Annotated in this window: 22 protein-coding genes; 6 read left to right on the top strand and 16 right to left on the bottom strand. The window is 72.0% G+C overall.

Annotation, left to right across the window (positions count from 1 at the left end; translation table 11 throughout):
• Positions 1 to 42: 42 nt before the first annotated feature.
• The 5 genes from ACH5AF_RS09035 to ACH5AF_RS09015 form a co-directional block, all read right to left on the bottom strand.
• On the bottom strand, positions 43 to 528 hold the full coding sequence (locus tag ACH5AF_RS09035) for an organic hydroperoxide resistance protein (RefSeq protein WP_398900835.1): 486 nt from the start codon (positions 526 to 528) through the stop codon (positions 43 to 45).
• 92 nt (positions 529 to 620) lie between these two features.
• Positions 621 to 1,085 carry a MarR family winged helix-turn-helix transcriptional regulator gene (locus ACH5AF_RS09030; RefSeq protein WP_398900834.1) on the bottom strand — a complete coding sequence of 155 codons (465 nt, stop codon included), beginning with the start codon at positions 1,083 to 1,085 and terminating at the stop codon, positions 621 to 623.
• Positions 1,082 to 1,834 (bottom strand): energy-coupling factor ABC transporter ATP-binding protein, encoded by a 753-nt coding sequence (locus ACH5AF_RS09025; RefSeq protein ID WP_398900833.1) that lies wholly within the window; start codon positions 1,832 to 1,834, stop codon positions 1,082 to 1,084. The genes ACH5AF_RS09030 and ACH5AF_RS09025 overlap by 4 nt, the downstream gene beginning before the upstream one ends.
• Positions 1,831 to 2,595: a cobalt ECF transporter T component CbiQ gene (cbiQ, locus tag ACH5AF_RS09020; protein WP_398900832.1), complete on the bottom strand. Its 765-nt coding sequence runs from the start codon at positions 2,593 to 2,595 to the stop codon at positions 1,831 to 1,833. Before cbiQ ends, ACH5AF_RS09025 begins: the two co-directional genes overlap by 4 nt.
• A gap of 1 nt (position 2,596) precedes the next feature.
• Positions 2,597 to 3,673, bottom strand: coding sequence for an energy-coupling factor ABC transporter permease (locus ACH5AF_RS09015; protein WP_398900831.1), 1,077 nt, complete (start codon positions 3,671 to 3,673; stop codon positions 2,597 to 2,599).
• Between the two features lie 187 nt (positions 3,674 to 3,860).
• On the opposite strand from ACH5AF_RS09015, the gene ACH5AF_RS09010 reads away from it, so the two are divergent.
• Positions 3,861 to 4,337 carry an SsgA family sporulation/cell division regulator gene (locus ACH5AF_RS09010; RefSeq protein ID WP_398900830.1) on the top strand — a complete coding sequence of 159 codons (477 nt, stop codon included), beginning with the start codon at positions 3,861 to 3,863 and terminating at the stop codon, positions 4,335 to 4,337.
• Positions 4,338 to 4,611: 274 nt separating this feature from the next.
• Here the strand turns inward: ACH5AF_RS09010 and ACH5AF_RS09005 are convergent, their stop codons facing one another.
• A complete protein-coding gene (locus ACH5AF_RS09005; protein WP_398900829.1) occupies positions 4,612 to 6,777 on the bottom strand; it encodes an MMPL family transporter in 2,166 nt (721 codons plus the stop codon).
• 217 nt (positions 6,778 to 6,994) lie between these two features.
• Positions 6,995 to 7,567 (bottom strand): TetR/AcrR family transcriptional regulator, encoded by a 573-nt coding sequence (locus ACH5AF_RS09000; protein ID WP_398900828.1) that lies wholly within the window; start codon positions 7,565 to 7,567, stop codon positions 6,995 to 6,997.
• A 254-nt stretch (positions 7,568 to 7,821) separates the two neighbouring features.
• Here ACH5AF_RS09000 and ACH5AF_RS08995 point away from each other — a divergent pair, with 254 nt between their 5' ends.
• The gene (locus tag ACH5AF_RS08995) at positions 7,822 to 11,130 is read left to right on the top strand and encodes a S41 family peptidase (protein WP_398900827.1); all 3,309 of its coding nucleotides are present in this window, start codon (positions 7,822 to 7,824) and stop codon (positions 11,128 to 11,130) included.
• Between the two features lie 73 nt (positions 11,131 to 11,203).
• On the opposite strand, the gene ACH5AF_RS08990 is transcribed toward ACH5AF_RS08995, so the two are convergent.
• From ACH5AF_RS08990 to ACH5AF_RS08975, 4 genes are all read right to left on the bottom strand, one after another.
• The gene (locus tag ACH5AF_RS08990; RefSeq protein WP_398900826.1) at positions 11,204 to 11,422 is read right to left on the bottom strand and encodes a hypothetical protein; all 219 of its coding nucleotides are present in this window, start codon (positions 11,420 to 11,422) and stop codon (positions 11,204 to 11,206) included.
• A gap of 128 nt (positions 11,423 to 11,550) precedes the next feature.
• Positions 11,551 to 12,441 (bottom strand): SDR family oxidoreductase, encoded by an 891-nt coding sequence (locus ACH5AF_RS08985; RefSeq protein ID WP_398900824.1) that lies wholly within the window; start codon positions 12,439 to 12,441, stop codon positions 11,551 to 11,553.
• On the bottom strand, positions 12,438 to 13,376 hold the full coding sequence (locus ACH5AF_RS08980) for an alpha/beta fold hydrolase (RefSeq protein ID WP_398900823.1): 939 nt from the start codon (positions 13,374 to 13,376) through the stop codon (positions 12,438 to 12,440). The genes ACH5AF_RS08985 and ACH5AF_RS08980 overlap by 4 nt, the downstream gene beginning before the upstream one ends.
• On the bottom strand, positions 13,373 to 14,977 hold the full coding sequence (locus ACH5AF_RS08975) for a flavin-containing monooxygenase (protein WP_398900822.1): 1,605 nt from the start codon (positions 14,975 to 14,977) through the stop codon (positions 13,373 to 13,375). The genes ACH5AF_RS08980 and ACH5AF_RS08975 overlap by 4 nt, the downstream gene beginning before the upstream one ends.
• Before the next feature lie 184 nt (positions 14,978 to 15,161).
• Here ACH5AF_RS08975 and ACH5AF_RS08970 point away from each other — a divergent pair, with 184 nt between their 5' ends.
• From ACH5AF_RS08970 to ACH5AF_RS08960, 3 genes are all read left to right on the top strand, one after another.
• Positions 15,162 to 15,833 (top strand): MerR family transcriptional regulator, encoded by a 672-nt coding sequence (locus ACH5AF_RS08970; RefSeq protein WP_398901019.1) that lies wholly within the window; start codon positions 15,162 to 15,164, stop codon positions 15,831 to 15,833.
• A gap of 95 nt (positions 15,834 to 15,928) precedes the next feature.
• The gene (locus ACH5AF_RS08965) at positions 15,929 to 16,438 is read left to right on the top strand and encodes a Pycsar system effector family protein (RefSeq protein ID WP_398900821.1); all 510 of its coding nucleotides are present in this window, start codon (positions 15,929 to 15,931) and stop codon (positions 16,436 to 16,438) included.
• A gap of 8 nt (positions 16,439 to 16,446) precedes the next feature.
• On the top strand, positions 16,447 to 17,148 hold the full coding sequence (locus tag ACH5AF_RS08960) for a Crp/Fnr family transcriptional regulator (protein WP_398900820.1): 702 nt from the start codon (positions 16,447 to 16,449) through the stop codon (positions 17,146 to 17,148).
• Between the two features lie 169 nt (positions 17,149 to 17,317).
• On the opposite strand, the gene ACH5AF_RS08955 is transcribed toward ACH5AF_RS08960, so the two are convergent.
• Positions 17,318 to 18,979 carry a hypothetical protein gene (locus ACH5AF_RS08955; RefSeq protein WP_398900819.1) on the bottom strand — a complete coding sequence of 554 codons (1,662 nt, stop codon included), beginning with the start codon at positions 18,977 to 18,979 and terminating at the stop codon, positions 17,318 to 17,320.
• The gene (locus ACH5AF_RS08950) at positions 18,976 to 19,980 is read right to left on the bottom strand and encodes a protein phosphatase 2C domain-containing protein (RefSeq protein ID WP_398900818.1); all 1,005 of its coding nucleotides are present in this window, start codon (positions 19,978 to 19,980) and stop codon (positions 18,976 to 18,978) included. Before ACH5AF_RS08950 ends, ACH5AF_RS08955 begins: the two co-directional genes overlap by 4 nt.
• A 78-nt stretch (positions 19,981 to 20,058) precedes the next feature.
• On the opposite strand from ACH5AF_RS08950, the gene ACH5AF_RS08945 reads away from it, so the two are divergent.
• Positions 20,059 to 20,436 (top strand): hypothetical protein, encoded by a 378-nt coding sequence (locus tag ACH5AF_RS08945; protein ID WP_398900817.1) that lies wholly within the window; start codon positions 20,059 to 20,061, stop codon positions 20,434 to 20,436.
• A 5-nt stretch (positions 20,437 to 20,441) separates the two neighbouring features.
• Here the strand turns inward: ACH5AF_RS08945 and ACH5AF_RS08940 are convergent, their stop codons facing one another.
• The 3 genes from ACH5AF_RS08940 to ACH5AF_RS08930 are packed head-to-tail and all read right to left on the bottom strand — an operon-like array spanning position 20,442 to position 24,936.
• Positions 20,442 to 21,119 (bottom strand): hypothetical protein, encoded by a 678-nt coding sequence (locus ACH5AF_RS08940; RefSeq protein ID WP_398900816.1) that lies wholly within the window; start codon positions 21,117 to 21,119, stop codon positions 20,442 to 20,444.
• 15 nt (positions 21,120 to 21,134) lie between these two features.
• Positions 21,135 to 22,931, bottom strand: coding sequence for a hypothetical protein (locus ACH5AF_RS08935; RefSeq protein WP_398900815.1), 1,797 nt, complete (start codon positions 22,929 to 22,931; stop codon positions 21,135 to 21,137).
• Between the two features lies 1 nt (position 22,932).
• Positions 22,933 to 24,936, bottom strand: coding sequence for a hypothetical protein (locus ACH5AF_RS08930; RefSeq protein ID WP_398900814.1), 2,004 nt, complete (start codon positions 24,934 to 24,936; stop codon positions 22,933 to 22,935).
• Positions 24,937 to 25,250: the final 314 nt, after the last annotated feature.

Below are 25,250 nucleotides of genomic sequence, written 5' to 3'. Positions count from 1 at the left end.
GGTAGCTGGGGACTTCGGTCTGGGGTGCCCCCAGCCGGGGCGTCAGCTCAGGACGATGGAGACGTCGATGTTGCCGCGGGTGGCGTTGGAGTACGGGCAGACCTGGTGGGCCGCGGTCACGAGCCGTGCGGCGAGATCCTGGTCGACGAGCGGGAGGGAGACGTTGAGGGCGACCGCGAGCCCGTATCCCCTGGCCCTGTTGGGGCCGATGCCCACTTTGGCGGCGACCGCGGAGCCGGTGAGGTCGAGTCCGGCGCGGCGGCCGACGAGCACCAGCGCGTTGTGGAAGCAGGAGCTGTAGCCGGCCGCGAAGAGCTGTTCCGGGTTGGTGCCGTCGCCGTCGCCGCCGAGCGCGGGCGGCATGGCGACGCGCAGGTCGATCCGGCCGTCGTGGCTCGTCACGTAGCCGTCCCGGCCGCCGTGGGCCGTGGCCTCCGCCACGTACATGATCTTGGTGGGCCGGGTGTCGGCGATGTCGAAGTGGACGGAGGTGTCGGACATGACGGAGGTGTCGGCCTGCTCGCTCATGGTGCGCTTCCCCGGGGTCAGTGAGCCGTTGCATTTACATCGCGCACAATGTATCGGAACCCAGGGCTAGTTGTTACTCCGGGGTAGCCCCATCACCCGGAGTCCGCCGCATCGGCCAACCGGTGCAGTTCTCCCCGCAGTTGTGCGATCTCCGCAGCCCCCAGACCGGTGCTGCGGATCAGCTGCTCCGGCACCCGCTCGGCCCGCTCCCGCAGCGCCCTGCCCTCGTCGGTGGGCACCAGCAGCACCGAGCGCTCGTCGGCCGCCGAGCGCTCCCGCCGTACGAGCCCCGCCGCCTCCAGCCGCTTGAGCAGCGGCGAGACGGTGCCGTAGTCCAGCCGCAGCGCGGCGGCCAGCTCCTTGACCGGGACCTCGCCGCGTTCCCAGAGGACCAGCATCGCCAGGTACTGCGGATACGTCAGCCCCAGCTCGCTCAGCAGCGGCCGGTAGGCGGCCGTCACCGCGCGCTGGGCCGCGTACAGCGCGAAGCACAGCTGGTCGTCGAGCAGCAGCGATGCGGCGGCCGTCCCTGTGGGGGTCTCGTCGATGCGGTTCACGCGCCCATTGTCACGGACTTCGGGTCGAAGCCGAAGGGCAGCTCCAGCCGGTGGGTCCGCATCAGGTCCTCGTCGCTCAACAGATCCTGCGTCGCGCCGTCCGCGGCGATGACCCCGTCGCTGAGCACCACCGAGCGGGGGCACAGCTCCAGCGCGTACGGCAGGTCGTGCGTGACCATCAGCACCGTCACATCCAACGACCGCAGGATGTCGGCCAGTTCGCGGCGGGACGCCGGGTCGAGGTTGGACGAGGGCTCGTCCAGGACCAGGATCTCCGACTCCATCGCGAGCACGGTCGCGACAGCGACGCGGCGACGCTGCCCGAACGACAGATGGTGCGGCGGCCGGTCCGCGAAGGACGCCATGCCGACCCGCTCCAGCGCGGTCGTGACCCGATGCTCCAGCTCCGCGCCGCGCAGGCCGGAGGCGGCGGGCCCGAAGGCGACGTCCTCACGGACCGTCGGCATGAACAGCTGGTCGTCCGGGTCCTGGAAGACGATGCCGACCCGGCGGCGGATCTCCGCGAGATGGGCCTTGGCCACGGGCAGGCCGGCCACGGCGACCGTGCCGACCCCGCCGCCCAGGATGCCGTTGAGGTGCAGCACCAGAGTCGTCTTGCCGGCGCCGTTGGGGCCGAGGAGGGCGACCCGCTCGCCGCGCCCGACCGTCAGGTCGACGCCGAAGAGCGCCTGGTGCCCGTCGGGGTAGGCGTACGCGAGCCCGCGCACCTGAAGTGAAGGGGTCGTCATGACGTCGTCCATCCCAGCAGACAGACCGCGAGCGCGGTCACGGGCAGTGCGGCGGCGTACGACCACTGGGCGGCGGTGGCGCGCGCGTCGTTCAGGACCGGCATGGTCCCGGTGTATCCACGGCTCACCATGGCCAGGTGCACCCGCTCACCACGCTCGTAGGAGCGGATGAACAAGGCGCCCGCCGATTTGGCCAGTACGCCCCAGTGGCGCACGCCGCTCGCCTCGAAGCCGCGCGAGCGGCGGGCGATCGACATCCGCCGCATCTCGTCGGCGATGACGTCGCCGTAGCGGACCATGAACGACGCGATCTGGACCAGCAGCGACGGCAGCCGCAGCCGCTGCAGGCCGAGCAGGACCGACCGCAGCTCGGTGGTCGAGGCGAGGAGCACGGAGGCGGCGACACCGAGCGTGCCCTTGGCGAGGATGTTCCACGCGCCCCACAGGCCCGGGACGCTCAGCGCCACGCCGAGCACCTCGGTCCGCTCGCCCGGGACGACGAAGGGCATCAGCAGGGCGAAGGCCACGAACGGGATCTCGATCAGCAGCCGCTTGAGCGCGAAGCCTGCCGGAATCCGGGCCACCGCGGCGACCGCGGCGAGCAGCACCGCGTACACGCCGAAGGCCCAGACGGCCTCGCGCGGAGTCGAGACGACCACGAGCACGAAGCACAGGACGGCGAGCAGCTTGCAGTGGGCGGGCAGCGCGTGGACCGGTGAGTGCCCGTGCCGGTAGAGCTTGTGCGAGTGACCCGCGCCCATGTCAGACGGAGCTCCGCACGGCGGTGTCCCGGTCGGCGTCCGTGCGCCGACGGCGTACCGCGTAGAACACTCCGGTGCCGACGACGACCGTCGCGCCGACACCGACGACGCCGGCGAGGCCGCCCGACAGACGGGCGTCGGCGATCTCCTCGATGCCGTAATCGGCGAGCGGCGAGCCGGCCGCGGCGTGCTCCTCGACGGTCTTGTCGATGCCCTGGTCGGCGGCGACCTTCTCCAGGCCGTCGGGGCTCGCGGAGGCGTAGAACGAGACGAACCCGGCCAGCACGAACGCCGTCACCAGACCGGTCAGCCACACCTTGCGCGGCGAGGCGGCGGCCACCGGGGCGGGCTCGGCCGGGGCGGCGTCGACGAGTTCGCCGCCCACGCGGAGTTTCAGCGGCGCGGCGAGCCCGCGTGCGCCGTACACGAGGTCGGGCCGCACGGCGAGGACGGCGCCCACGGTCAGCATGGTGATCACGGCCTCGCCGATGCCGATCAGGACATGGACGCCCACCATCGCGGTGAGGACCGAGCCGATGGGCACATCGGTCAGCCCGCCGACCGCGTAGAGCAGGGTGAACGCGGCGGCAGCCGCCGGCACGGAGACCAGCGACGCGACGAAGGAGGCGACGGTCACCGAGCGCCGGGTGCGTGGCAGGACCATGACCAGTCCGCGGAAGAGCCCGTAGGCGACGAGGACGGTGACGACGCCCATGACCGTGATGTTGACGCCGAGGGCCGTGAGGCCGCCGTCGGCGAAGAGGATGCCCTGCATCAGCAGCACCACGGCTATGCACAGCACGCCCGTGAACGGCCCGACGAGGATCGCCGCGAGCGCGCCGCCCAGCAGATGGCCGCTGGTGCCGGCCGCGACGGGGAAGTTCAGCATCTGCACGGCGAAGACGAACGCGGCGACGAGGCCGGCGAGCGGTGCGGTGCGCTCGGCGCCGACGAGCGCGACGGGGGAGCCGCCCAGCTCGCGGCGGGCGCCGCGGAGGCTGACCGCGACCGCGCCGGCGGCGACGACTCCGGCGGCCACCGATACGGGTGCGTTGATGAAACCGTCGGGGACATGCATGGAGAGCTCCGCTTCGGACAGATGAATAAGCGTCCAATGATAGGGCCCTCTTGCGAAGCACTTGCAAGAGCGCACGGGTCACAGATACCAGTGCGTCCGGCAAACGAAGCGAGCACCCTAGCAAAATATGGGACATTAGAGAACAAAGCGGACGACTGTGAGGAGCAGGCCGATGACCCCCGCCGTCATGGAACATGCACGAGGCCGAATCGTCAGTGACGCTCCCCAGTACCGCGCCGTAAGCGTCTCGCTCAGTTACGACCCCGTCGAGGACCCCCAGGCCGTGTGCTTCTCGTTCCCCAGCGGCAAGGAGTGGACCTTCCCGCGCGAAGTGCTGGAGAGCGGCCTGAACGCACCGGTCAGGCGGGGTGACATCGAGATCTGGCCGTGCGGCCGGGTGCAGGCCGTGGTCGAGTTCCACACGCGGGACGGGGTCGCGGTGGTGCAGTTCGACGCGAAGACGCTGAACCGCTTCCTGCGCCATACGTACGCAGCCGCCACAGCCCCTCATGCAGCCCGGGCGCCCACGACGGCTCCTTCCGCGGCAGCGGCACCACCCGAAGAAGCCTCGGCAGTCACAGCGCCTGCCCCGGCCGCAGCCCCTGCGACGCGCCCGGAGCCCGCCCCGGCCGTAGCGCCCGAGGTGCCCCCGACGCACGCCTGACACTCCGTGCGCACGCCAGGTTTCCGGGGCGCGCCGCCCCGCAGACACGGTCGCGCCCCGCAAACACAGAGGTGGGGGGGGGCCCCCCCGCCCCCGGCGGAGCGCCCCCACACACCCCACCCCCTCCCCGCCCCAAATCTCTCCCGCGGCCCCCCCCCCCCGGGGTGCCCCCCCCGGGGGGGTGCCACGCGCCGCGGGGGGGGGGGCCCCCCCCCCCCCCCCCGGGGGGGGGGGGCCCCCCCCCACCGCACGGATGCCCCGGAGCCTTTGGGCGTCAGACGCCGACCAGGTCGCGGTCCTCGTCCGGGTCGCCCCGCTTCCCGGCGAGCTCCTTGTGCAGCTTCTCGCCCTCCACGTCCACGTCGGGCAGCACCCGGTCGAGCCAGCGCGGCAGCCACCAGGCCTTGTGCCCGAGCAGCGCCAACACCGCCGGCACGATCGCCATACGGACCACGAAGGCGTCGAAGAACACCGCGATCGCGAGGCCGAAGCCGATCATCTTGACCATCTGCTCGCTGGAGCCGATGAAGCCGGAGAAGACCGCGATCATGATCACGGCCGCCGCGATCACCACACGGGCTCCGTGCCGGAAGCCCGTGACGATGGCCTCGCCCGGCCGCTCGCCGTGGACGTACGCCTCCCGCATCCGGGTCACCAGGAAGACCTCGTAGTCCATCGCGAGACCGAAGACCACACCGATCATGAAGATCGGCATCATCGACATGATCGGGCCGGTCTGCTCCACGCCGAACAGCGAACCGAGCCAGCCCCACTGGAAGACCGCCACGACCGCGCCGAGTGCCGCGACGACCGAGAGCAGGAAGCCGAGGGCGGCCTTGAGCGGCACGAGCACCGATCGGAAGACCACCATCAGCAGCAGGAAGGCGAGGCCGACGACGAGCGCGAGGTACGGCAGCAACGCGTCGTTCATCTTCTGCGAGAAGTCGATGTTCATCGCGGTCGCACCGGTGACCAGGACCTCGTCACCGCTCTTGTCCCGGATCTCCTGGACCAGCTCCTCGGTGGCGACCGAGGACGGCCGGTCCTTCGGGACGACGGTGATGACCGCGGTGTCCCCGGCCCTGTTGAAGGACGGCGGCGTCACCGCGACGGCGCCTTCGATTCCCTTGACGACCTCGACCGTGCGGTCCGCGGCGCTCTTGTCGCCGTCGACGACGACCATCAGCGGCCCGTTGAACCCGGGGCCGAAGCCGTCGGACAGCAGGTCGTACGCCTTGCGCTGGGTGGTGCTGACCGGCTGCGAGCCGTCGTCGGGAAGGCCGACCTCCAGCGAGGCGGCCGGCACGGCGACGGCGCCGAGGCCGACGACACCGGCGAGCAGGACGGTGACCGGGCGGCGGATCACGAAACGCGCCCAGCGGGTGCCCGCATTGGGCTTGTCGGAGACCGCCTTGCCCTTGCGGACCTTGCGGCCGAGCACCCGCTTGCCCGCGAAGCCGAGCAGTGCGGGGATCAGCGTGAGGGCGATGAGGACGGCGATGACGACGGTGCCCGCCGCGGCGAAGCCCATCTTGCTGAGCATCGGGATGTTGACGACGGCGAGGCCGACGAGGGCGATGACGACGGTCAGGCCCGCGAAGACGACCGCGGAGCCCGCGGTGCCGACGGCCCGTCCGGCCGCCTCCTCGTGCTCGCGGCCCTCGGCCAGTTCGGCCCGGTAGCGGGAGACGATGAAGAGGGCGTAGTCGATGCCGACCGCGAGGCCGATCATCATCGCCAGCGTCGAGGTGGTGCTGCCGAGGTCGAGAACGCTCGCCAGCGCGGTGATCGTGGAGATGCCGATGCCGACGCCGATGATCGCGGTGAGCAGCGGCAGCCCGGCGGCGACCAGCGAGCCGAAGGTGATGACCAGCACGATACCGGCGATGATCACGCCGACGATCTCACCGGCACCCTGCTCGGGCATGGTCTGGAGCGCGTCGCCGCCGATCTCCACCGTCAGCCCGGCGTCACGCGCCTCGGTGCCGGTCTCCTCCAGTGCCTCGCGCGTGGCATCGGTCAGCTCCATGGAGTTGACCTTGTAGGTGACGGAGACGTACGCGGTGGAGCCGTCCTTCGAGACGGCCTGCGCGGTGTACGGGTCGGTGACGGACGCGACCTGATCGGAGCCGGCCTTCAGCTCGGTGACCGCCTTCGCGACCTCCTCCTTGGGGCCGGCGTCGGTCATCTTCTCGCCGTCGGGCGCCTTGAAGACCACCCGGGCGGTCGCGCCGTCGGCGCTGCCGCCGGGGAAGCGCTCCTCCAGCAGGTCGAAGGCCTTCTGGGCCTCCGTGCCCGGTATCGAGAAGGACGAGGACGTGGCTGTGGGCGCCGAGGCCGCACCGGCCCCGGCGAGCACGAGCAGTGCCACCCACAGCAGGGCGACGAGACGGCGGCGCCGGAAGGCGGTCCGTCCGAGTTGATAGAGGAACGTGGCCACGAGGGCTACTCCCGTGTGTGAGGTGAACAGGGCAGGGGAGCCGGCCCGACGACGAGAGCGGCGCGCGTCAGGTGGTGCTGGATGAGCGGATCGTGCTGGTGATCCGGGGAAGTCGGGGACGGTCCGCGGAGTGGGGCTCCGCGGCCCGGGAGGAGTCCCGGGAGTGGGGGTCAGGCGCCGAGGGCGGGGAGGCCCACGGCGTCGAGGTGGTCGGTGCTCAGGCGCCGAGGGCGGGGATGACCACGGCGTCGAGGTAGTCGGTGAGGAAGGCCCGGTCGGGTGCCCGGTCCTCGATCAGCTGCCGGGCGACGAAGGCGCCGACCAGCATGTGCGGGACGTACCCGAGGGCCGGGTTGTCCGCCTTGATCTCTCCCCGGTCAACGGCCCTGCGCAGCACCACGCCGAGTCCGGTGATCTCGGGCTCGACGAGCAGTTGGCGCAGAGCCTCGTGGAGATCGGGGTTGGCGTGGATCGCCTGGGCCAGACCCCGCATCAGCGCGGAGTCCTTCTCCATCTGGCAGTCGTCGGTGCGGGCGAGCATCGCGTGGAAGTCTCCGTGCAGCGTGCCGGTGTCGATGTCACCGATGCCCACCGGCTTGTTGTGCCTCAGCGCCTTGGCGACCAGCTCGGGCTTGCTCCGCCACTGGCGGTAGAGCGTGGCCTTGCTGGACCGCGTGCGCCCGGCCACGGCGTCCATGGTGAGGGCGTCGTAACCGACCTCGCGCAACAGGTCGAGCACTGCTTCGTACAGCTCTGCCTCGCGTTCGGGGGTGAGCCGGCTGCGCGTCATGACCGTCCTCCCGAAAGTCGCTGCCGAACGAAACTGTTTCGTACACTTCGAAAGTACCCGACCTCTTCAGCGAAACGAAATCGTTTCGCTGTGTGGGCTCCGTCACGACGGCCCGATACCCCTGGCCGCGGCCACCGCCGTGACCACCGTCGCCACCGCCGGCTCCCGCCGCGACCACCGGGCTCAGGCCCTCCGGCCGCATTCGCCCGGTCCCACAAGTTGCCGCGTCCCCCCGGCGCGGAAAGCATTGTGGGGTGAGTGACGACGGCGCGTATCTCCGCTTCCCGCATCTGCACGACGACTTGCTGTGCTTCACCGCTGAGGACGACCTGTGGGTCGCGCCCCTCGTGCCGGAGGGGCAGCAGCCGGGCCGCGCCTGGCGGCTGACCGTCGACCGGACGAGAGTCGGCCACCCGCGCTTCTCCCCCGACGGCAGTCAGATCGCCTACACGAACTGGCGCAGCCTCGATCCGGAGATCCACCTCGCGCCGGTCGACGGCGGCCCCGCGCGGCGGCTCAGCTACTGGGGCTCGACCGACACCCGGGTCTGCGGCTGGACACCCGACGGCCAGATCCTCGCCGTGTCCTCGCACGGCCAGCCCTTCTCGTACTTCTCCTGGGCCTACAACGTCCCGACCGACGGCGCGCCCGGCGCGCGGCTGCCCTGGGGCCCGGTGTCCGACATCGCCGTCACGGACATGGCCGCCGGGCCCTCGCACCCCGGCGGCGCCGGCTGCGAGCGGCGCACGCTGCTGCTCACCGGCAAACCGCCGCACGAGCCCGCCGCCTGGAAGCGGTACCGGGGCGGCGCCATGGGACGGCTGTGGCTGCACGGCAAGCGGCTGCTGCCCGACCTGGACGGCCATCTGGACTGCCCGATGTTCATCCGCGGGCCGGGAGCCGAGCGGTGGTCACCCGAGGACGGCGGCCGGGTCGCCTTCCTCTCCGACCACGAGGGCGTCGGCAACCTGTACTCGTGCCTGCCCGACGGCACCGATCTGCGGCGCCACACCGACCACGACGAGTTCTACGCCCGGCACGCCTCCAGCGACGGCAGCCGGATCGTCTACCAGTGCGCGGGCGACCTGTGGATCGTCGACGCGCTCACACCCGATTCCGTGGCCCGCAGGCTTCAGGTGCGGCTCGGCGGACAGCGCGCCGGCCGGCGCACGTACCAGATCCCGGCCGCCGGCCATGTGGACGCGCTGTCCGTCGACGAGACCGGCCGGGCGAGCGCGGTGGGTGTCCGCGGCAGCCTGTACTGGCTCACGCACCGCGACGGGCCCGCCCGCTCGATCGCGGACACGCCGGGCGTACGGGTGCGGCTGCCGGAGATGCTCGACAGTGGGCAGGTCGCCTACGTCACCGACGCGGGCGGCGACGACGCGATCGAGATCGCCTACCTGCCACGGGCCAGCGGCGACCGGGAGCCGCGGCGGCTGGCCCAGGGCGCACTGGGGCGCGTGCTGGAGCTGGCACCGGACCCGGACGGGGAGCGGATCGCGGTCGCCTCGCACGACGGCCGGCTGCTGCTGGTCGACGCCGCGGAAGAGGGCACCGGCGAGGTCACCGAACTGGTCCGCTCCCTCAACGGGCCGGTACGTGACCTGGCGTTCTCTCCGGACGGCGGCTGGCTCACCTGGTCGCAGCCGGGCATCGGCCGCTCGCTGCGGCAGATCAGGATGGCCCGGATCGCGGATCGGACGATCGTGGACGTCACCAACGGCCGTTTCGAGGACGAGAATCCGGTCTTCACCCGCGACGGCCGCTATCTCGCCTTCCTGTCCTGGCGCGGCTTCGACCCGGTCTACGACGTCCACACCGGCGACCTTTCGTTCCCGCTGGGCTGCCGCCCCTACCTGGTCCCGCTGTCCTCGGCGACGCCCTCGCCCTTCGCGCTCACTCCGGAGGGCCGCCCTGCCGCGGGCGGTCTGGACCCGCTGGAGGACTCCGGCGACCACTCGCCGATGGTCGAGATCGAGGGCCTGGAGAACCGGGTGGTGCCGTTCCCCGTCACGGCCTCCAAGTACTCGGCGCTGCATCCCGTGAGCGGCGGCGGGCTGGTGTGGCTGCGCTGGCCCATCTCGGGCGCGCTGGGCGAGACGTTCGCCAATCCGGCCGACATCTCGGGCCGTCCGACACTTGAGCACTTCGACCTGTCCAAGGCGCGCAGGACCGAACTGGTGGACCACCTCGACTGGTTCGCGGTCAGCGGCGACGGCTCCCGGCTGGTGGTCGTCGACGAGGGTGAGCTCCGGGCGGTGCCCGCGACGGAGACCGGCGACAGCGACTCGACGGTCTATCTGGACATGCGCCGCATCCTGCACGAGGTGGACCCGGCGTCCGAGTGGCGCCAGGCGTACGGGGAGGCCGGCCGGCTGATCCGGGCGTACTTCTGGGAGCCGGACATGTGCGGCATCGACTGGGACGCGGTGCTGGAGCAGTACCGGCCGCTGGTCGAACGGGTCGCCTCCCCCGACGAGTTCGCCGACCTGCTGCGCGAGGTGCTGGGCGAGCTGGGCACCTCCCACGCCTACGTCACGCCCGCGCGGCGCAACGAGGGCCCGCCGCACTACCAGCGTGCGATGGGACTGCTGGGCGCCAACCTGGTGTGCCGGGACGGCAGGTGGGTGGTCAGACGCATCCTGCCCGGTGACTCGTCCGACTCCAAGGCCCGTTCACCGCTCGCCGGTACGGGCATCCGCGAGGGCGCGATCCTCACCCACGTCGACGGGCGGCCCGTGGACCCGGTCGCCGGGCCTTACCCGATGCTGTCCGCGGCGGGCGGCACGACGGTCGAACTCGCCTTCCTGCCCCCCGAGGGCGAGGGCCACGCACGCCGGGTGGCGATCGTTCCGCTGATCGACGAGCGCCCGCTGCGCTACCAGGACTGGGTGGCCAAGCGGCGTGAGGTCGTACGAGAGCTGAGCGGCGGCAAATGCGGCTATCTGCACATCCCCGACATGGGCGGCTCCGGCTGGGCGCAGTTCAACCGGGACCTGCGCATGGAGGTGTCCCGCCCGGCGCTGATCGTGGACGTACGCGGCAACGCCGGCGGCCACATCAGCGAGCTGGTGATCGAGAAGCTCACCCGCAAGATCCTGGGCTGGGACCTGACCCGGAACGCGCAGCCCGTCTCGTACGCCTCGAACGCGCCGCGCGGCCCGGTCGTCGCGCTCACCGACGAGGCGACGTCCTCGGACGGCGACATGATCACCGCCGCCTTCAAGCTCCTGAACCTGGGGCCGGTCGTGGGCAGTCGCACCTGGGGCGGTGTGGTGGGCATGACCGGCCGGCACCGGCTGGGAGACGGCACCGTGATCACGGTCCCGATGAACGCCGCGTGGTTCGACGCGTACGGCTGGTCGGTCGAGAACCACGGTGTCGAACCGGACCTGAACTCGCTGCGCACCCCGCTGGACTGGGCGGAGGGCCGGCACACCGACATGGACGAGGCGGTCCGGCTGGCCCTGGACATGCTGAAGTCCTCTCCCGCGGCGATCCCGCCGGACCACTCCACGGCCCCCGACCTGCGCCGCCCGAAGCTGCCCCCGCGGAAGTGAGGCGAGCACCGCGCAGACCGAGGGCGCACCCACGCACTGCGTGGGTGCGCCCTCGGTCCCGGCGGTGGTTCGATCAGGCGTCGTAGTCCTGGTTGAACCGGTCCAGCGCCTCCTGCATCGCCTCCTGCGCATCCCGCGCGTCATCGGGACCCGTCCCCCGCTGGGGCGCCTTGTCACGGTCCTGGCCCGTACGCTTCGACGGCTGCTCCCCCGGGGCGCGGCCCCGCGCCTTCTGCTGCTCCCGATCGGCGCTCCTACGCGCCTTGTCCTTGGACTGGTCCGACATACCCATGAGACGTCACTCCCGGAAGGATGAGGAGGTCGGTGGCGGGCACGCCCCCGAGAGGGCCGCCGCCCCCTGAGCCTCGACCAGCCTTGCACGCAGCCACTGCGCACGCATGTCGAGCAGCGGCGGCGCCGCTACCGCCGCGGGGCGTCCGTCGCGCGGACCGACTCGTCCGCCGCTCCGCCCGCTCCCACCAGGCCCTTGGAGACGTCCGCGAGCCGCGGCGCGAACCGCCGCATCTCGCGCCGGCCGACCGTCCCGATGACCGCGGGGAGGTAGGGGCGCACCGACTGCATGCCCCGCAGCCACCACTGTGCGTAGACATGGGCAGACCGGCGCTCGATCCCGGCCACGATGCGGTCCACCGCCGGGCCCAGCGGGTACGTGCGGTTCGCCGGCCACGGCAGCCGCTTGCGCAGGTCGCGCATCACGTCGTCCTGGTCCGCGCCGCGCACCATGTCCGTGTCCGTCCAGGACAGGTAGCCGACGCCCACCTTCACCCCGCGGTGGCCGACCTCGGCGCGCAGACAGTGCGCGAACGCCTCCACACCGGACTTGGACGCGCAGTACGCGGACATCATCGGCGCCGGGTTCATCGCCGCCAGCGACGCGATCTGCAGGAAGTAGCCGTGGCTCTCCACCAGCCCGGGCAGGAACACCCGCCCCGTCACCGCGCTGCCGATCAGGTTGACCTCGATCACGCGCCGCCAGGAGACCGGGTCGGAGTCGACGAACGGGCCGCCCGCGGCCACGCCCGCGTTGGCCACGACGATGTCGACCTTGCCGAAGCGCTCCTTGACCTCCTGCGCGACCCGCGCCATCGCCTCGTGGTCGGTGACGTCCGCGTACCAGTGGTCGCACTCGGTGTGCAGCCGCGCCGCGACGTTCTTCAACTCGTCCGGTTCGAGGCCGACGAGCGCGACCTTGGCCCCGCGGGCCGACAGCTTGCGGGCCAGCAGCTCTCCGACGCCGCGCGCCGCGCCGGTGACGACCGCGACCTGACCTTCCAGGCTCTTCCTGCTCATGCGACCTCCTCCTTCGGGGTCAGATGCGTACCGGCCAGCTCACGGATCTTTCCGGTCACCGCCTCGGGCGCCTCGACCGGTGTCATATGGCCCATGCCCGCGAGTTCGACCAGCTCGACGCAGTGCGGCAGGTCGAGGGCGAGCCGCTTGGCGTGCACCAGCGGGGTGAGCCGGTCCACCGTGCCCGCCACCACCACGGTCGGCACGGTGAGCGCCCGTACGCCCTCGTCGAGGTCGAGCTCGCCCAGCACGTGCGACCACGCCACCCGGGCCGTCCGCGGGCAGGCGTGCACGATGCGGGCGCACGCGTCGACCCGCTCCGGCGACGAACCGGGGCCCATGGTCGCGTACTTGAGGATGCTCCGGGACAGCCCGTTGACCGGCCCGAGCGGGGCCCGCGCGCCGAGAACCATGCGGGTGAGCCGGGTGCGCAGCGGTCCCGGCCGCATCGGCAGGACCAGCGACTCGGCGACGAGCCCGGCACTGCCGGTGCTGCACAACAGCGCCGCGGCGGCGTGCTCGCGGAAGCGGGGCCGCCGGGACGCGGCCATCATCGTCATGCCGCCCATGGAATGTCCGACGAGAACGGCCTTCTCCCCCGGGGCGAGCGTGGCCGCGAGCACCGCCTCCAGGTCGTCGGCGAGCTTCTCGGTGCCGACCGCCCCGGCGGGGGTGCGGCCGTGGCCCCGCTGGTCGTAGACGACGACGCGGTGGTCGGCGGCGAGGTCACGTATCTGGGCCGCCCAGAAGTGGGTGGAGCAGGTCCAGCCATGGGCCAGGACCACGACGGGTCCTCCCCCAGAGCCTCCGGCCTGGGTGGTACCCCCATTGGGGCCGTGGACCTCGACGTGGAGACGGGAGCCGTCGGCGGACAGAGCGGTCAGTTCGCGGTCGGCGACGGGCGGCGCGTCGGTGCGGCGGAGGAGGCGGCTCATGCGACGACCTCCGCGTCCTTCGCACCCTTCGCGGCCCCGGCGTCCGCGGCGACGGCGGGAGCGGGGACCTTCCGGGCGCGGATCACCTCGTACTCGGCCAGGTCCACGCGCCGCGTCGCGTTGCGGAACTCGGTCGTCGTGCCCGGCCAGATCGTGGTGTTGCGGCCACTGGCGTCGAGGTACCAGCTGGTGCAGCCGCCGGTGTTCCACACCGTGCGCCGCATACGCTCCTGCACGCGCCGGCTCCAGGCGTGCACGGCGGAGGGGCGGGCTGCGAGGACGCTGCCCTCGCCGAGCAGGTCGAGCTGCCGCATGTAGTCGGCCATGTAGTTCAGCTGCGACTCGATCATGAGGATCATGGAGGAGTTCCCGAGCCCGGTGTTCGGCCCGATGATCGTCATGAAGTTGGGGAAGCCGGCCGCGGACGCGCCGCGCAGCGACTCCATGCCGTCCTTCCACGCCTCCGCCAGCGTGATGCCTTCGGCCCCGACGACGCGTTCGGCTATCGGCATGTCGGTGACATGGAATCCGGTACCGAAGACGATCGCGTCGACCTCGGTCTCCGTCCCTCCCCCAGAGCCTCCGGCCTGGGTGGGGGTCCCCCCGGCGAAGCCAGGGGGAGGACCCCCAGCGGCGACCACGGTCGAGCCGCGCACCTCGGTCAGCGCGGAGGCGACGACGTCCACATTGGGCCGGGTGAGCGCCGGGTAGTACGTGCTCGACAGCAGGATGCGCTTGCAGCCGATGCGGTACGAGGGCGTCAGCTTGGCCCGCAGGGCCGGGTCCTTGATCGCTTTGGCCATGTTGGCCTTGGCCAGCGACTCGACGAGCCCGAGCTCACCCGGTCGCTTGGTGAACGCCTGGACCTGAAGCTCCCTGATCCCCCAGAGCAGACCGCGCCGGGCGGTCCCGGTGAGCGGCAGCTGCCGGTGCAGCCAGCGTTCGGCGCCGGAGATCCTGCGGTCGATGCGCGGCATGACCCACGGGGGCGTGCGCTGGAACAGGGTCAGCCGGCCGACCTTCGGCTGGATGGAGGGCACGATCTGGATCGCGGACGCGCCGGTCCCGATCACGGCCACGCGCTTGCCCGTGAGGTCGTAGTCGTGGTCCCAGCGGGCGGAGTGGAAGACCTTCCCGGGGAAGTCGGCGAGGCCCGGGATGTCGGGCGTCTTCGGTTCGGACAGCGGCCCGGTCGCGGAGACGACGACGTCGGCGGTGAACCGGCCACGGGACGTCTCGATGTCCCAGCGCAGGGCGTCGTTGTCCCAGCGCAGAGTCAGCACCTCGTGCTTCAGGCGCAGATGGGGGCGGAGCCGGAAGGTGTCCGTGACGTGCTCCAGGTAGGCGCGGATGTGCTCCTGCCCGGAGAAGGTGCGCGGCCAGTCGGGGTTGGGCGCGAAGGAGAACGAGTAGAGGTGGGAGGGGACGTCGCAGGCACAGCCCGGGTAGTCGTTGTCCCGCCAGGTCCCGCCGACCGAGTCCGCGCGCTCCAGGACGACGAAGTCGGTGATGCCCTCGCGGCGCAGCCGGACCGCGGCACCGAGGCCGCCGAATCCCGATCCGATCACCGCCACTCGTACGTGCTCGTGCTGCTCGGTCATGCCGCTGCCTCCCACTGAAACCGCTGAACGTCCCGGATCGCCGTGCCGTCAAAGACCGTGCCAGCAATCGCTGGCATGGTTGGGAGGGTAGAGCAGTGCCCTACCGAGCGGTAGAGGGCGTGCGCGACAAGTTACCGCCGGTACAACATAGGCTTCTGTTGTGACTGAGGCGCGCGAGTACCGCATGGAGGAATTGGCCAAGGAGGCCGGCATCACGGTGCGCACCCTGCGCTTCTACCGCGAGCGCGGACTGATCCCGCCGCCCCGCCGCGAGGGCCGCATCGCCTGGTACGACGAACACCACCTCGCCAGACTGCGGACGATCGCCGCCCTCCTGGAGCGCGGCCACACCCTCAACGGCATCGCGGACCTCGCGACCGCGTTCGAGAGCGGACGGGACGTCGGCGAGGTCCTGGGCCTCGGCGAACCCACCGAGGAGACCCCGGTCCGGCTCACCCCCGAGGCGCTCGCCGACTACTTCGAGGGCGAGGTCACGCCCGAGAACTTCGCGAAGGCGCTGGAGCTGGGCTACCTGGCGACCGATGGCGACGAGATCGTCCACATCAGCCGCAGGCTCCTGGACGTCTCGGCCGAACTCGTGCGCGAGGGCGTGCCGCTCTCAGCGGTCCTGGAGGCGGGACGCCGGGTCCGTACGCACGCGGACGCGCTGGCGGATCTGTTCATCGACATGCTCACGGCCCACAGCGCGGAGTCCGAGCTGGAGCGCCTGCGCCCGCTGGCCAAGAGCGTGGTCGACGCGGAGCTGTCGATGGCGATGGACCGGCGCCTGCGGGGGCAGCGGGGCACCGACGCCCCGTACTCCGCCGCACCGGAGGGAGCCGACCCCTCGGACTGACCCGTCCGCCGGCCCGACTCCCCTACACAGCAAGGGTGGTGGGCGCAGTGCCGTGGCTATAGTGGCAGGGGATCCGAGGATCGGGGGGATGCGCGGTGTCGCAGGACGAGTCCCGGGCAGAGGCGGTGAAGACCGCCTGGCAGATCCACAGTTCGCTCCACGAGTCGACCCGCACGGTGGACGCCAAAGCGTCCTTCGCCCTTGCCATGGAGTCCGCCGCCCTCGCCGGAATCGCCGCTCTCTCCGGCAGCGGCCGCGCCCTCGACCGCGTCACCGGCCCCGCCGCGGCCGCTCTGTGGGCGGGAGTGGCGCTCATCGGGCTCTCCGCGGTTCTCGCCGTTCTCGCCGTCATACCCCGCCACGGGGGCGAAGGCCGCTCCCCCGCTCCCGGCGAGGACGAATTCCTCTTCTACGGCCATCTGCGCCACTGGTCCCCCGACGACCTGGCCCAGCAACTGGTACGCATCGATCCGCTGCCCACGCTCAGCCGCCAGCTCATCGTCATGAGCGCCATCACCTGGACGAAGCACCGGCGCGTCCAGCAGTCGCTGCTTCTGGCCGTCGTCGGCAGCGCGATGGTCGCCGCCGTCGTGGTGCTCGCCTGAAACCGCCCGTGGACAGCTCCCCGCACCGCCACCGACCCGGCAGGACGACCTTCTGGTCCCTGCTCGACGACACTGCCCGGACAGAACTGCTCGGCATGGGCAGCCTGACGCACTTCCCGACGAGGCACGTCCTGATGCGGCAGTACGACCTCACCGACCATCTCCTGGTCATCCGGCGCGGCTGCGTCAAGGTGTCCGCGGCATCCGCCGCGGGCTACCAGGCCGTGCTCGCCATCCGCAACGCCGGAGACCTGCTGGGCGAGCAGGCGGCACTGGACGGCGGGCCCCGCTCGGCCACGCTCGTCTCGCTGACCCGGATCGAAGCCCTCGTGATCCCCGCCGACCCGTTCCGTGCCGCCGCCCGGACCGCGCCCGCGATCGGGCTCGCCCTCCAGCAGGTGCTCTCCGCGCGCCTGCGCGAGGCCGACGGCCACCGCGCCGCCGCCGGTTCGGAGGCCGTCCAGGCACGGCTCGCCGCACTGCTGCTGGAGCTCGGGGCGGAGTACGGGCGCCCCGAGGGCAACGGCTCCGTCCTCATCGCCCTGCCGCTGTCCCAGGACGACTTCGCCGGGCTCGTCCTCAGCTCGCGGCGGACGGTCAGCCGTGTCTTCGAGCAGTGGCGCGGGCGCGGTTGGGTGACGACGGGACGCAACAGGCTGACCATCGACCGCCCGGACGAGCTGAAGCGGCTGAGCAGCAGCGGGCGCTGAGTTCCGCCGGCGTCCGGATGGGGCCGGCGTGAACCGAGCGGCCGGCCGCGCCCGTGAAGCGTCGGGAAGCGCCGGACCTGGAAGCGCCGGACCGGGCCGGTAAGCGCCCGGCCGGGCCAGGCCGGCCAGGAAGCGCCGGGCGGCGAAGCACAGCCTCTTGGCCCCCGGGTCAGACCTCGTCCCAGGCCATCGTGGGCAGTCCGTGCTCGTCGGCCAGCGGGTTCCAGTCGGACACGAAGTCCTTCTTCGCGGCCGTCGCCCGTGTGTTGGCGCGGGACGCCTCGTCCCAGTACGCCGAGGCCACCACCGCGCCGGACGTGCACCCGCTCATCACCTCCTCCGCCAGCTGTGCGTAGGCACGGTCGGCATCGGCGGACGCCTCCCAGCCGGATTCCAGGTTCTCCGTCATGGCGGAGGGCAGCAGATCCACGTCGAGCGCTGCCAGGTCCTGTACGAGACTGTCGCGTGCACTCGCCGCGTCCTCGAACACCCCTTGAACCTCCAGGAGCCCGGAGCTTCCCGGACAGGCCATCATCCGGCGAACCGCCTCACCGACGCTGCCGCGGTTGCCCTCGTTCCGCTCCAGGAGGCCGCTCAGGGCTCGCGCCTGGCCTTCCGCGGAGTTCTCGGCCGACGTACCGGACCCGCCCGAGCCCAGGCCCGACTGCCCGGAGCCGCTGGAGGCGGAGTTCTCCTTGAACTCCTCGTACACAGCGGGGCCGTAGCGCAGGGCCAGGAGCAACAGGATCACCGCGATGACCCAGCGGCCCGCGTGGGACTTGCCCTTCGGTGCCGGAGCCGGTCGGCGCGGCCTCTGGGGCGTCCGCGGTGGTGTGGGCCGTGCAGCGGGCCGGGGCGCGGCCTTCGGCCTGGTCTGCTGCCGGTTGCCGGCCGGCGACGCGGCCGCGGACTGCGCACGGGCCGATGTGGTCCGCGGCGCGGAGGCAGGCGGCGGGGCCTTCGGAAGGGTCGCGGGTGCCGTGCTGACCGCGCTGGTCAGCACGGTCAGCCAGTCCTCCGGCTTGGGGCGCCGGGCGGGATCGGCCGACAGGCTCCGCTCTGCGAGCCGCCCCGCAGCCGCGTCGGCCGCGCTCAGCACCCTGAGGTCCTTCCCGTCCTGCTGACCGGCGAAGAGCCGCGTGGCGAGCAGGCCGAACTTGTAGGCGTCACCCGACTCGGTGCCCTTGGGCTCTCCGTCGGGCACGCCCCAGTTGGGGGTCTCGGCCTGCGGAAGCATCGACTTGCCTCGCAGGACCATCGCGTCGCAGTCGATGAGGAAGCATCTGGGCGCGCCCTCCAGGGAGAAGAACATGTTCTTCGGCGACAGGTCCCCGACCGCGATCCCGAGGGAGTGCAGCCGCCCGAGCGTCCGCGCGAAGTCCAGGAGCAGCTCGAACCTCTGCCGGGGGGTGATACTGATGCCCGCCGTCTTCAGGTAGTCGGCGGGGTTCAGCAGATACTCGAACCCCGCCGCCTTCTTCTCGCCCGGGGCGAAGGCGAACTCCCGCAGGAACGGTCCGGGGATCTGGCGCATCAGAAACCCGCACACACCCGCCGAGTCCTTCACCAGCATGGCCGGCCAGGCCGTGCAGTTCGCCAGCCACTCACCGGTGCCGTGCTCGAGCGCCGGAATGAAGTCGACCATCTCAGCGAGGACATCGACCTGCACCTGAGGGCGGATCTCCGGCTTGTACTCCTTGTACGCCACCGGCCACGACTTGTTGATCTTCCGGTCCTTGACCGCCCAGACGGTCCCCTGCCCGCCGGAGTCGAACTTGCGTTCCTTCACCACGTGGCCGATGTCCATGGCTGTCGGATACACGCCGCTCATCGCACGGCCTCTCCCGTCCCCGGGCCGGCGGAACCGCTGTGCGGACCACTGCCCGGGCCACCGCCCGTACCGCCGCCCGGACCGCTCGCCCCGCCCAGTCGATGGCGCGGCCACACCGCCAGCAGCGTCCGGTCGTCGTCGAACGTCTCCCGGGAGAAGTCGAGCAGATGCGCGATCGCCAGTGGCTCGTGCGGCGGGCGGCCCAGTCCCCAGGCGATGTGCTCGCCGACCTTGCCCGTCCCGTCGCCCAGCGGATCGCCGAAGCCGTCCGTACCGATCAGGAGCACACCGTCCGCGGGGACCGTGCATCCGACCGGCTCGATCACCGGCGGCAGCGACGGCAGCGCCTGGACCTTGGAGGAGAAGATCCCGTCCGCACCCTCCTCCTTGCCTCCCAGCAGCGGATGGAAGAACCCCCCGTGCAGGATCCAGGCGCCGCTGTCGCCGGCGTGTACGAGACGGGCCTTCAACCGGCCGTCGTCCGCGGCGTACACGATGCCCGCCACCAGGGTCGTGGCCAGCAGGGCCTGGGCCTCCTGCCGCTGTTCCCTGGTCGGCTCGGCACCGCGCGTCACCCGCATGACCAGCTGGTAGGCGGCGGCCGACACGGTCCGTCTCCAGTCGATCGCCTGGTCCCCGTCCAGTTGCCGCATGATGTCGGAGACGGCGGTACGGCACGCCAGCGCGGCGCCCACATGCGACTGCGGGGCCGCCGAGACGCCGTCCGCGACGGCGAACACGACGCAACCGGTCGGCTCGTGCACCGTCACGACGATGTCGTCCTGGCGCGGCTGCCCGCCGGAGCGATGGGAGTCGCCCCGTACGGAGGCGAGCCGGACCGTCATCCAGGGCGTGGACCAGCCGTCGAACAGCGAGTCGGGGCGGTACGGATCGGCGGGCGGCGGTTTGGGCTCGAACCGGGTGCTCGGCCGGCCCACCACCCAACGCGCCCACGGCGGCAGGTACCCCTGTGCGGACCGGGCTTCCCGCGGTGCCTGCACAGGCACAAGGTCACCCCGGTCCGGCCGCTGTCGGGGCCCCGCGGACTGTTGGTACTGCTGGGGCCCCGAGGACTGGTTGTGCTGCTGAGGCCCCACGGATTGCTCGTGCTGCTGGTGCTGCTGCGGCCCCGAGGACTGATGGTGCTGCTGGGGCCCCGCAGGCTGCTGGTGCTGCTGGGGCCCCGCAGGCTGCTGGTGCTGCTGGGGCCCCGCAGGCTGCTGGTGGTACTGATAGGACGCCTGCCCCTGAGGAGACGGATGCGGCACATCCGCACTCGGGGACAACTCCTGCCCCGGCCCGTACTCCGCGGGCGGGCCGGGCCGATGACGCTCCGGCGCGGGCGGGCCGCCCGCCAGTGGTGGAGGTGGCTGCGGCGGTGGTGGAGCCGAGTCGGCACCGCCGGCGGAGTCGGAGGACTGCCCCTCGTCCTCCCGGCGGCGCCCGAAGAAACGTGACACGGTCACACCTCGTCGATCGCGAGACGGAAGCCTTCCGGCCGCTCGACCACCAGCTCCGCCTGGCCCGAGGCCATCGCGTTGCCCGACTCCACGACGCTCTTGGTCAGCGCGGTGAAGAACCGGGCGATGGACTCGCCCAGTTGGGCACCGGGCACCGACACGAAGGCGAACTCCGCCTGCGTGGCGACGCTCAGCATCGTCTCGGCCTCCGCCGCGCCGATGCCGCAGGCGATGATGTTGGGTGCCGCCTTGGTCGCCGAGCGGTCGGTGAGCTCCCGGTGCCTGGCCTGCCACGCCTCACCGGAGTTGGGCTGTCCGTCGCTGAGGAAGAACACCGCGGGCCGGTGCACGCGGTAGCCCTGGCTCTTGAGCGTGTCCACGTCCTGCGGAATGCGCCGCAGCAGCGCGGTGAACGCCGCTTCGTAACTCGTTCCGCCGCTCGCCGTGAGGCGCGGCAGCTCGCTCTCGGCCCGAAGATCGGCGAGTATCAGCCGCTCGGTCACACTGTTGGAGAACCCGAGCACCGAGAAACGGACCTTCGCGGCGGCCATCGGTTCGCCGAGCAGGGCCCGGTGCAGCGAAGCCAGTCCCGCGTTGAGATCACCGACGAACGGGTGCATGGAACCGGACTCGTCTGCCAGGACGTACACCGGCAGCAGCTGCCCTTGGGTTTCGGCCATGTCCTTCAACTCTCTCTAATCGACGTCTTCGAGTGTGATCAGTCCCTGCGGGCGTTCCAGCCGCAGCTCCGACGAGCCGGCGACTGCGCTCCGCCCCAGGTGGAGCACGGTGTTCTGGAGCAGCATCGAGAACTGAGCGGTGGCCTGTGCCAGATCCGCGTGCGGCTGCGCCGCGACGGCGAACTCCGCCGGGCTCGCGATCCGCGCCACCGTCCGCCGGTCGACGGCGCCGATGCCGCACGCCACGATGTTCGGCCGGTACTGGTGTTGCATCAGCCGCAGGTGCGCGGCCTGCCACTGGCCCCCGTCCGTCGGGTCACCCGCCGCCAGGAAGAAGACGGTGGGGCGGTTCACGCGCGCCGCCTGCTGCTTGAGCCGTTCCGTCTCCAGCGGTACGAGCTCCAGCAGGCGCTGGAAGACCGGTTCGTACCGGCAGCCGTTTCCGGTCGGCAGATCGGGGATGCCGGTCTGCCAGGTCACCTGGGTGAGCGGCATCCGCACGTCGGCCGTGTCCGAGAAGGTCAGCACGGACAGCCGTACAGCCGAGGTGACGTCGGGACTGTTGGCCAGCAGGGTCTGCAACGACCTGAGCGCGTCGTGGAGTTGGCTGACGCAGCGTGCCGCGGCAGCCGACGTGTCCAGGACGACGTAGACCGGCGCGAGGCCGACCGCCACCGGGCGGGCGTCCTGCGGGGAGGCGTCCTGCGGCGAGGCGGGCTGCGCGGCGTCGGGCCGCTGTGCAGGTGCCGTCGCGTCGGGCCGGGTACCGCCCCACGGCGGCGTCGGCGGGGGCGTCGGGGCCGAGGACGTCGGCGTGGACGCGGGCGGTGCCGACCGCGCGACCGGAGGCAGCGCCTGCGCGGCGGCGGGCGCCCCGGCGCCCGACGGCAGCATCCCGCCCATGAGACCGGCCGAAGGCCCCAGCACCCCCTCGCGCAGTCCCGGCAGATCCACCTCCCGCACGATGCCTTTGTCGATCATGTAGCGGACCATCTCGACCTGCCGCTGCTCCTGGTCCAGGGCCTGCGCCCGCCGCCCCTCCTCCCAGCGCATCAGGAGATCCATCGCCCGCTCCGTGTCGTCCGGGTGCTTCGCCAGGTGCTCGAGGACGAGACTGCGGAAGTCGAGCCGTACCGCAGCGAGAGCGGCGCGCTCCCGCTTGTCCCGCTCGATGCGGGCCTCCTGCCTGATGTCCTCGATCACTTCCTGGTGGCGGGTGTCACCGACAGCGGCCTTGTGCTGCAGACGCCCGATCTCCGAGTCACGACCGGCCTTGGTCCGGCTGCGGATGAATTCCCTGGCCGCCTCGTCCGGTTCGAGCTGCACATCGCAGTAGTAGAGCGTGATGCCTTCTGGCAGCGGGATCGGCAGCGCCAGTACCCCGTTGACCCGGGCCTGCGCCTCGAACGCCTCCTCGATCGCGAACTGCGCGGCATGCGGACGGATCTTGCTGATCAGATACGGGTAGACCACGCGGAGCACATCGGGAAGGTTGCCGCGCACCACCGCGACCGGATCGTGCACCCGGAATCCGACGTCGATCGTCGCCTCGAACCGGTGCGCCTGGTCCTTGCAGGTCAGCGGGGTCTTGGTGAGTTTGGCGGTACGCCGGTGATCGCCCAGGTCGACGACGTAGCAGAGCTTGTGCTTGCCCAGCCACCGCTGGGTCATCGTGCGGTGCTTCGGCGTCTCGACCTCCCAGCCGCCGCCGTCCAGGGGGTAGACGACCGCGAAGTTCGGCGGCAGGTTCGGCAGCGTGCCGAGCTGGGCACGCTGCACCGGACGGTTGTTGAGGATCAGCGAGACTGTCATGTCACACCCCTTCCAGATCGAGCTGTGCGTGGACGACCGCCGCGGTCAGGGGAATCGGCGCCAGTTCCTCCGGGTCGACCCAGTCGGCCGCGCACCGCCGCAGGATCCGGCCGGTCCTCGGGTCCCCGTACGCGACCGCCCCCACCATCAGCCGGAACATCTCCCGCAGTGCGGGATCGCGCTCGGCGAGTGCCGCCCAGTTCCGCAGCACCTGCTGGGCCTCGTCGCCGAAGTGGGCCTGGTTGAGCGACTCGCGCCACAGCGCGATGAACGGTGCGCGCAACTCCTCACGGTGGTGCGCGAAATGAAGCAGGGCGGGCCACTGCTCGTCCCCGCCGCCGGCCCCGTGCTCGTCCTGACCCACCACCACCTGGGCCGCGACGATCAGGAAGGAGAGCAACGCCGTCGGCCGCATGCGGTGGTCCGCGGACCTCTCGTGGAGGGTGCGGAGCACCAGTCCCGCCGAGCCGGCGTTCTGGGCGAGGAGATCGGCCAGACTGCGGCCGACCGCCACAGCCACCGTCGCCCGGTCGACGACGGCGAGACGGGCCAGCGCCGCCACGGCCCGCTCGGGATCCTCGCCCATGCCGTGCGTGCGCGCTGCCGTGGCCTGTGCGAAGGGCCGACTGCGGTCGGCGAACCATCCTTCGACCAGCGCGTCCGCCCGCTCCCGGATCCAGGGGTCGCGCGAGGCGACGTGCAGGGCGTAGGCGACGGCGTCGCGCCGCCGCGGGTCCTCGCTCTGCGCCCACGGGTGGAAGACCCGGTCGCACAGGTAGGTGAAGGATTCCGCCGCGATCACCCCGAGCGCGGCCGCCGCGTACACCCGGACCTCTTCGGCCGGGTGCACGACCAGAGCGGACAGCCAGTCGAGCAACTCGCTCTGGATCTCGTACTGGGTCCACGCGTGCCGGATGACCCGCCGCGGATAGGAAGGGTCCTTGTACTCGAGCGCCCGGCCCGGCTCGCCGTCCTCCTTGTGGGTGTCCCGGGCGCGCAGCCGTGTCAGCTGTGTACGGCGAGGGGCCGCGAAGGGGTCCCTGATCCGGGGCAGCCGGCCGTCCGGCCCGGCCATCAGCACATGCGGGCGGTCGTCCTCCAGACGCTCGCGCAGCGCTCGGGCGGCAGTGGCCGTGTACTCCTGCGGGAGGCCGTTGAGCACGGCGAGAGCGATCGCGAGACTGCGTACGGCGGGTTCCTGCAGGCTCTCGACCCAGATGTCGAAGTCCTCGTCCGCCTGGCGGGCACGGCGCTCCTTGATGCGCTCGGGATCCAGCCGGCCGGACTCCCACTCCTGGCTGATCGCCTCCGCCAGGTCGGCCGCCTGCTTGCAGGCGGGGTCGCCGTCGAGCAGCTCGTCCAGCAGCTTGTCGATGTCCTCGTGGCCGAGGAGCCGGTCGCCGACCGCGTCGCCGTGACGCCAGCGCAGATGTGAGGAGACGATGCCGCGCTGATCGGGTGCCTCGGTGACGTCGACGACCGCGGTGAGCAGTTCGCTGTCCGCGACCTCGGTGCTGGAGACGGTGATCACCAGCCATGCGCCCGCGAGGGCGAGTGCGCCCTGCACCTTCCCGTACACCTCGCCGCGCAGCCCGGCGATCGAGGACGGCTGGTCCAGCAGGAAGGCCGCGCCGCGCTCGACGGAGCCGCCGTCGCGCTCCAGTAGGTCGGCGAGGGAGGCGAAGTCGACATCGCTGTCCAGGTGGTACTTGGTGGTGGCTCCCATGCCCTGGAGCAGGCGGACGGCCATGGCGGTCTTCCCGTACCCGGGGGCGCCGCGCAGGATCAGCAGATGCCGGCCGGCGAGGGCCTCCCTGGCGCCGGACAGGCCGGGCGGCTCCTGGTAGGCGAAGCGCACGCGCTCGTCCATGAGCGGGGAGATGATCCGCAGGCGCCGCTGGGCCCCGCCCAGGAGCAGGACGTACTTGTCGCCGCCGACGACGTCGCCCTCGACGTTGGCGAAGGCGTTGCGGACCCGGTCGTGGCGCAGGGAGCCCTGTCCCACCTGGCCGGTGGCCTCGAAGGACTCGGCTCCGGGCCCGGAGCGCGGCGGCTCCCCCTGCGTGCCGCCGCCCTCCCCTCCTCCCGGGGTGCCGGGAGTGCCTCCCGGGCCGCCGTCGCCCGCTGCGCCGTCGGAGGGCGTGGCCTGTCCCGCTCCGGGGGCCTGTGCCGGGCCGGGCGGGGCTGCGGCGTTACCCGCGGCCCCGGCCGGCCCGCCCCCCGTACCGGCCGCCGGGGGGGGCGCGGGGGGGGGCCCCCCCCCGGCCGGCGCGCCGGCTGGCGGGGGGGTGCTGGGCGGCCCGCGCCGGCGGGGGTTGT

This window comes from Streptomyces sp. NPDC018833, from assembly GCF_044390825.1.
Lineage (GTDB): Bacteria > Actinomycetota > Actinomycetes > Streptomycetales > Streptomycetaceae > Streptomyces.
The sequence above is the reverse complement of the archived record's forward strand: the minus strand, read 5'-3'. Positions and strand labels throughout refer to the sequence as shown.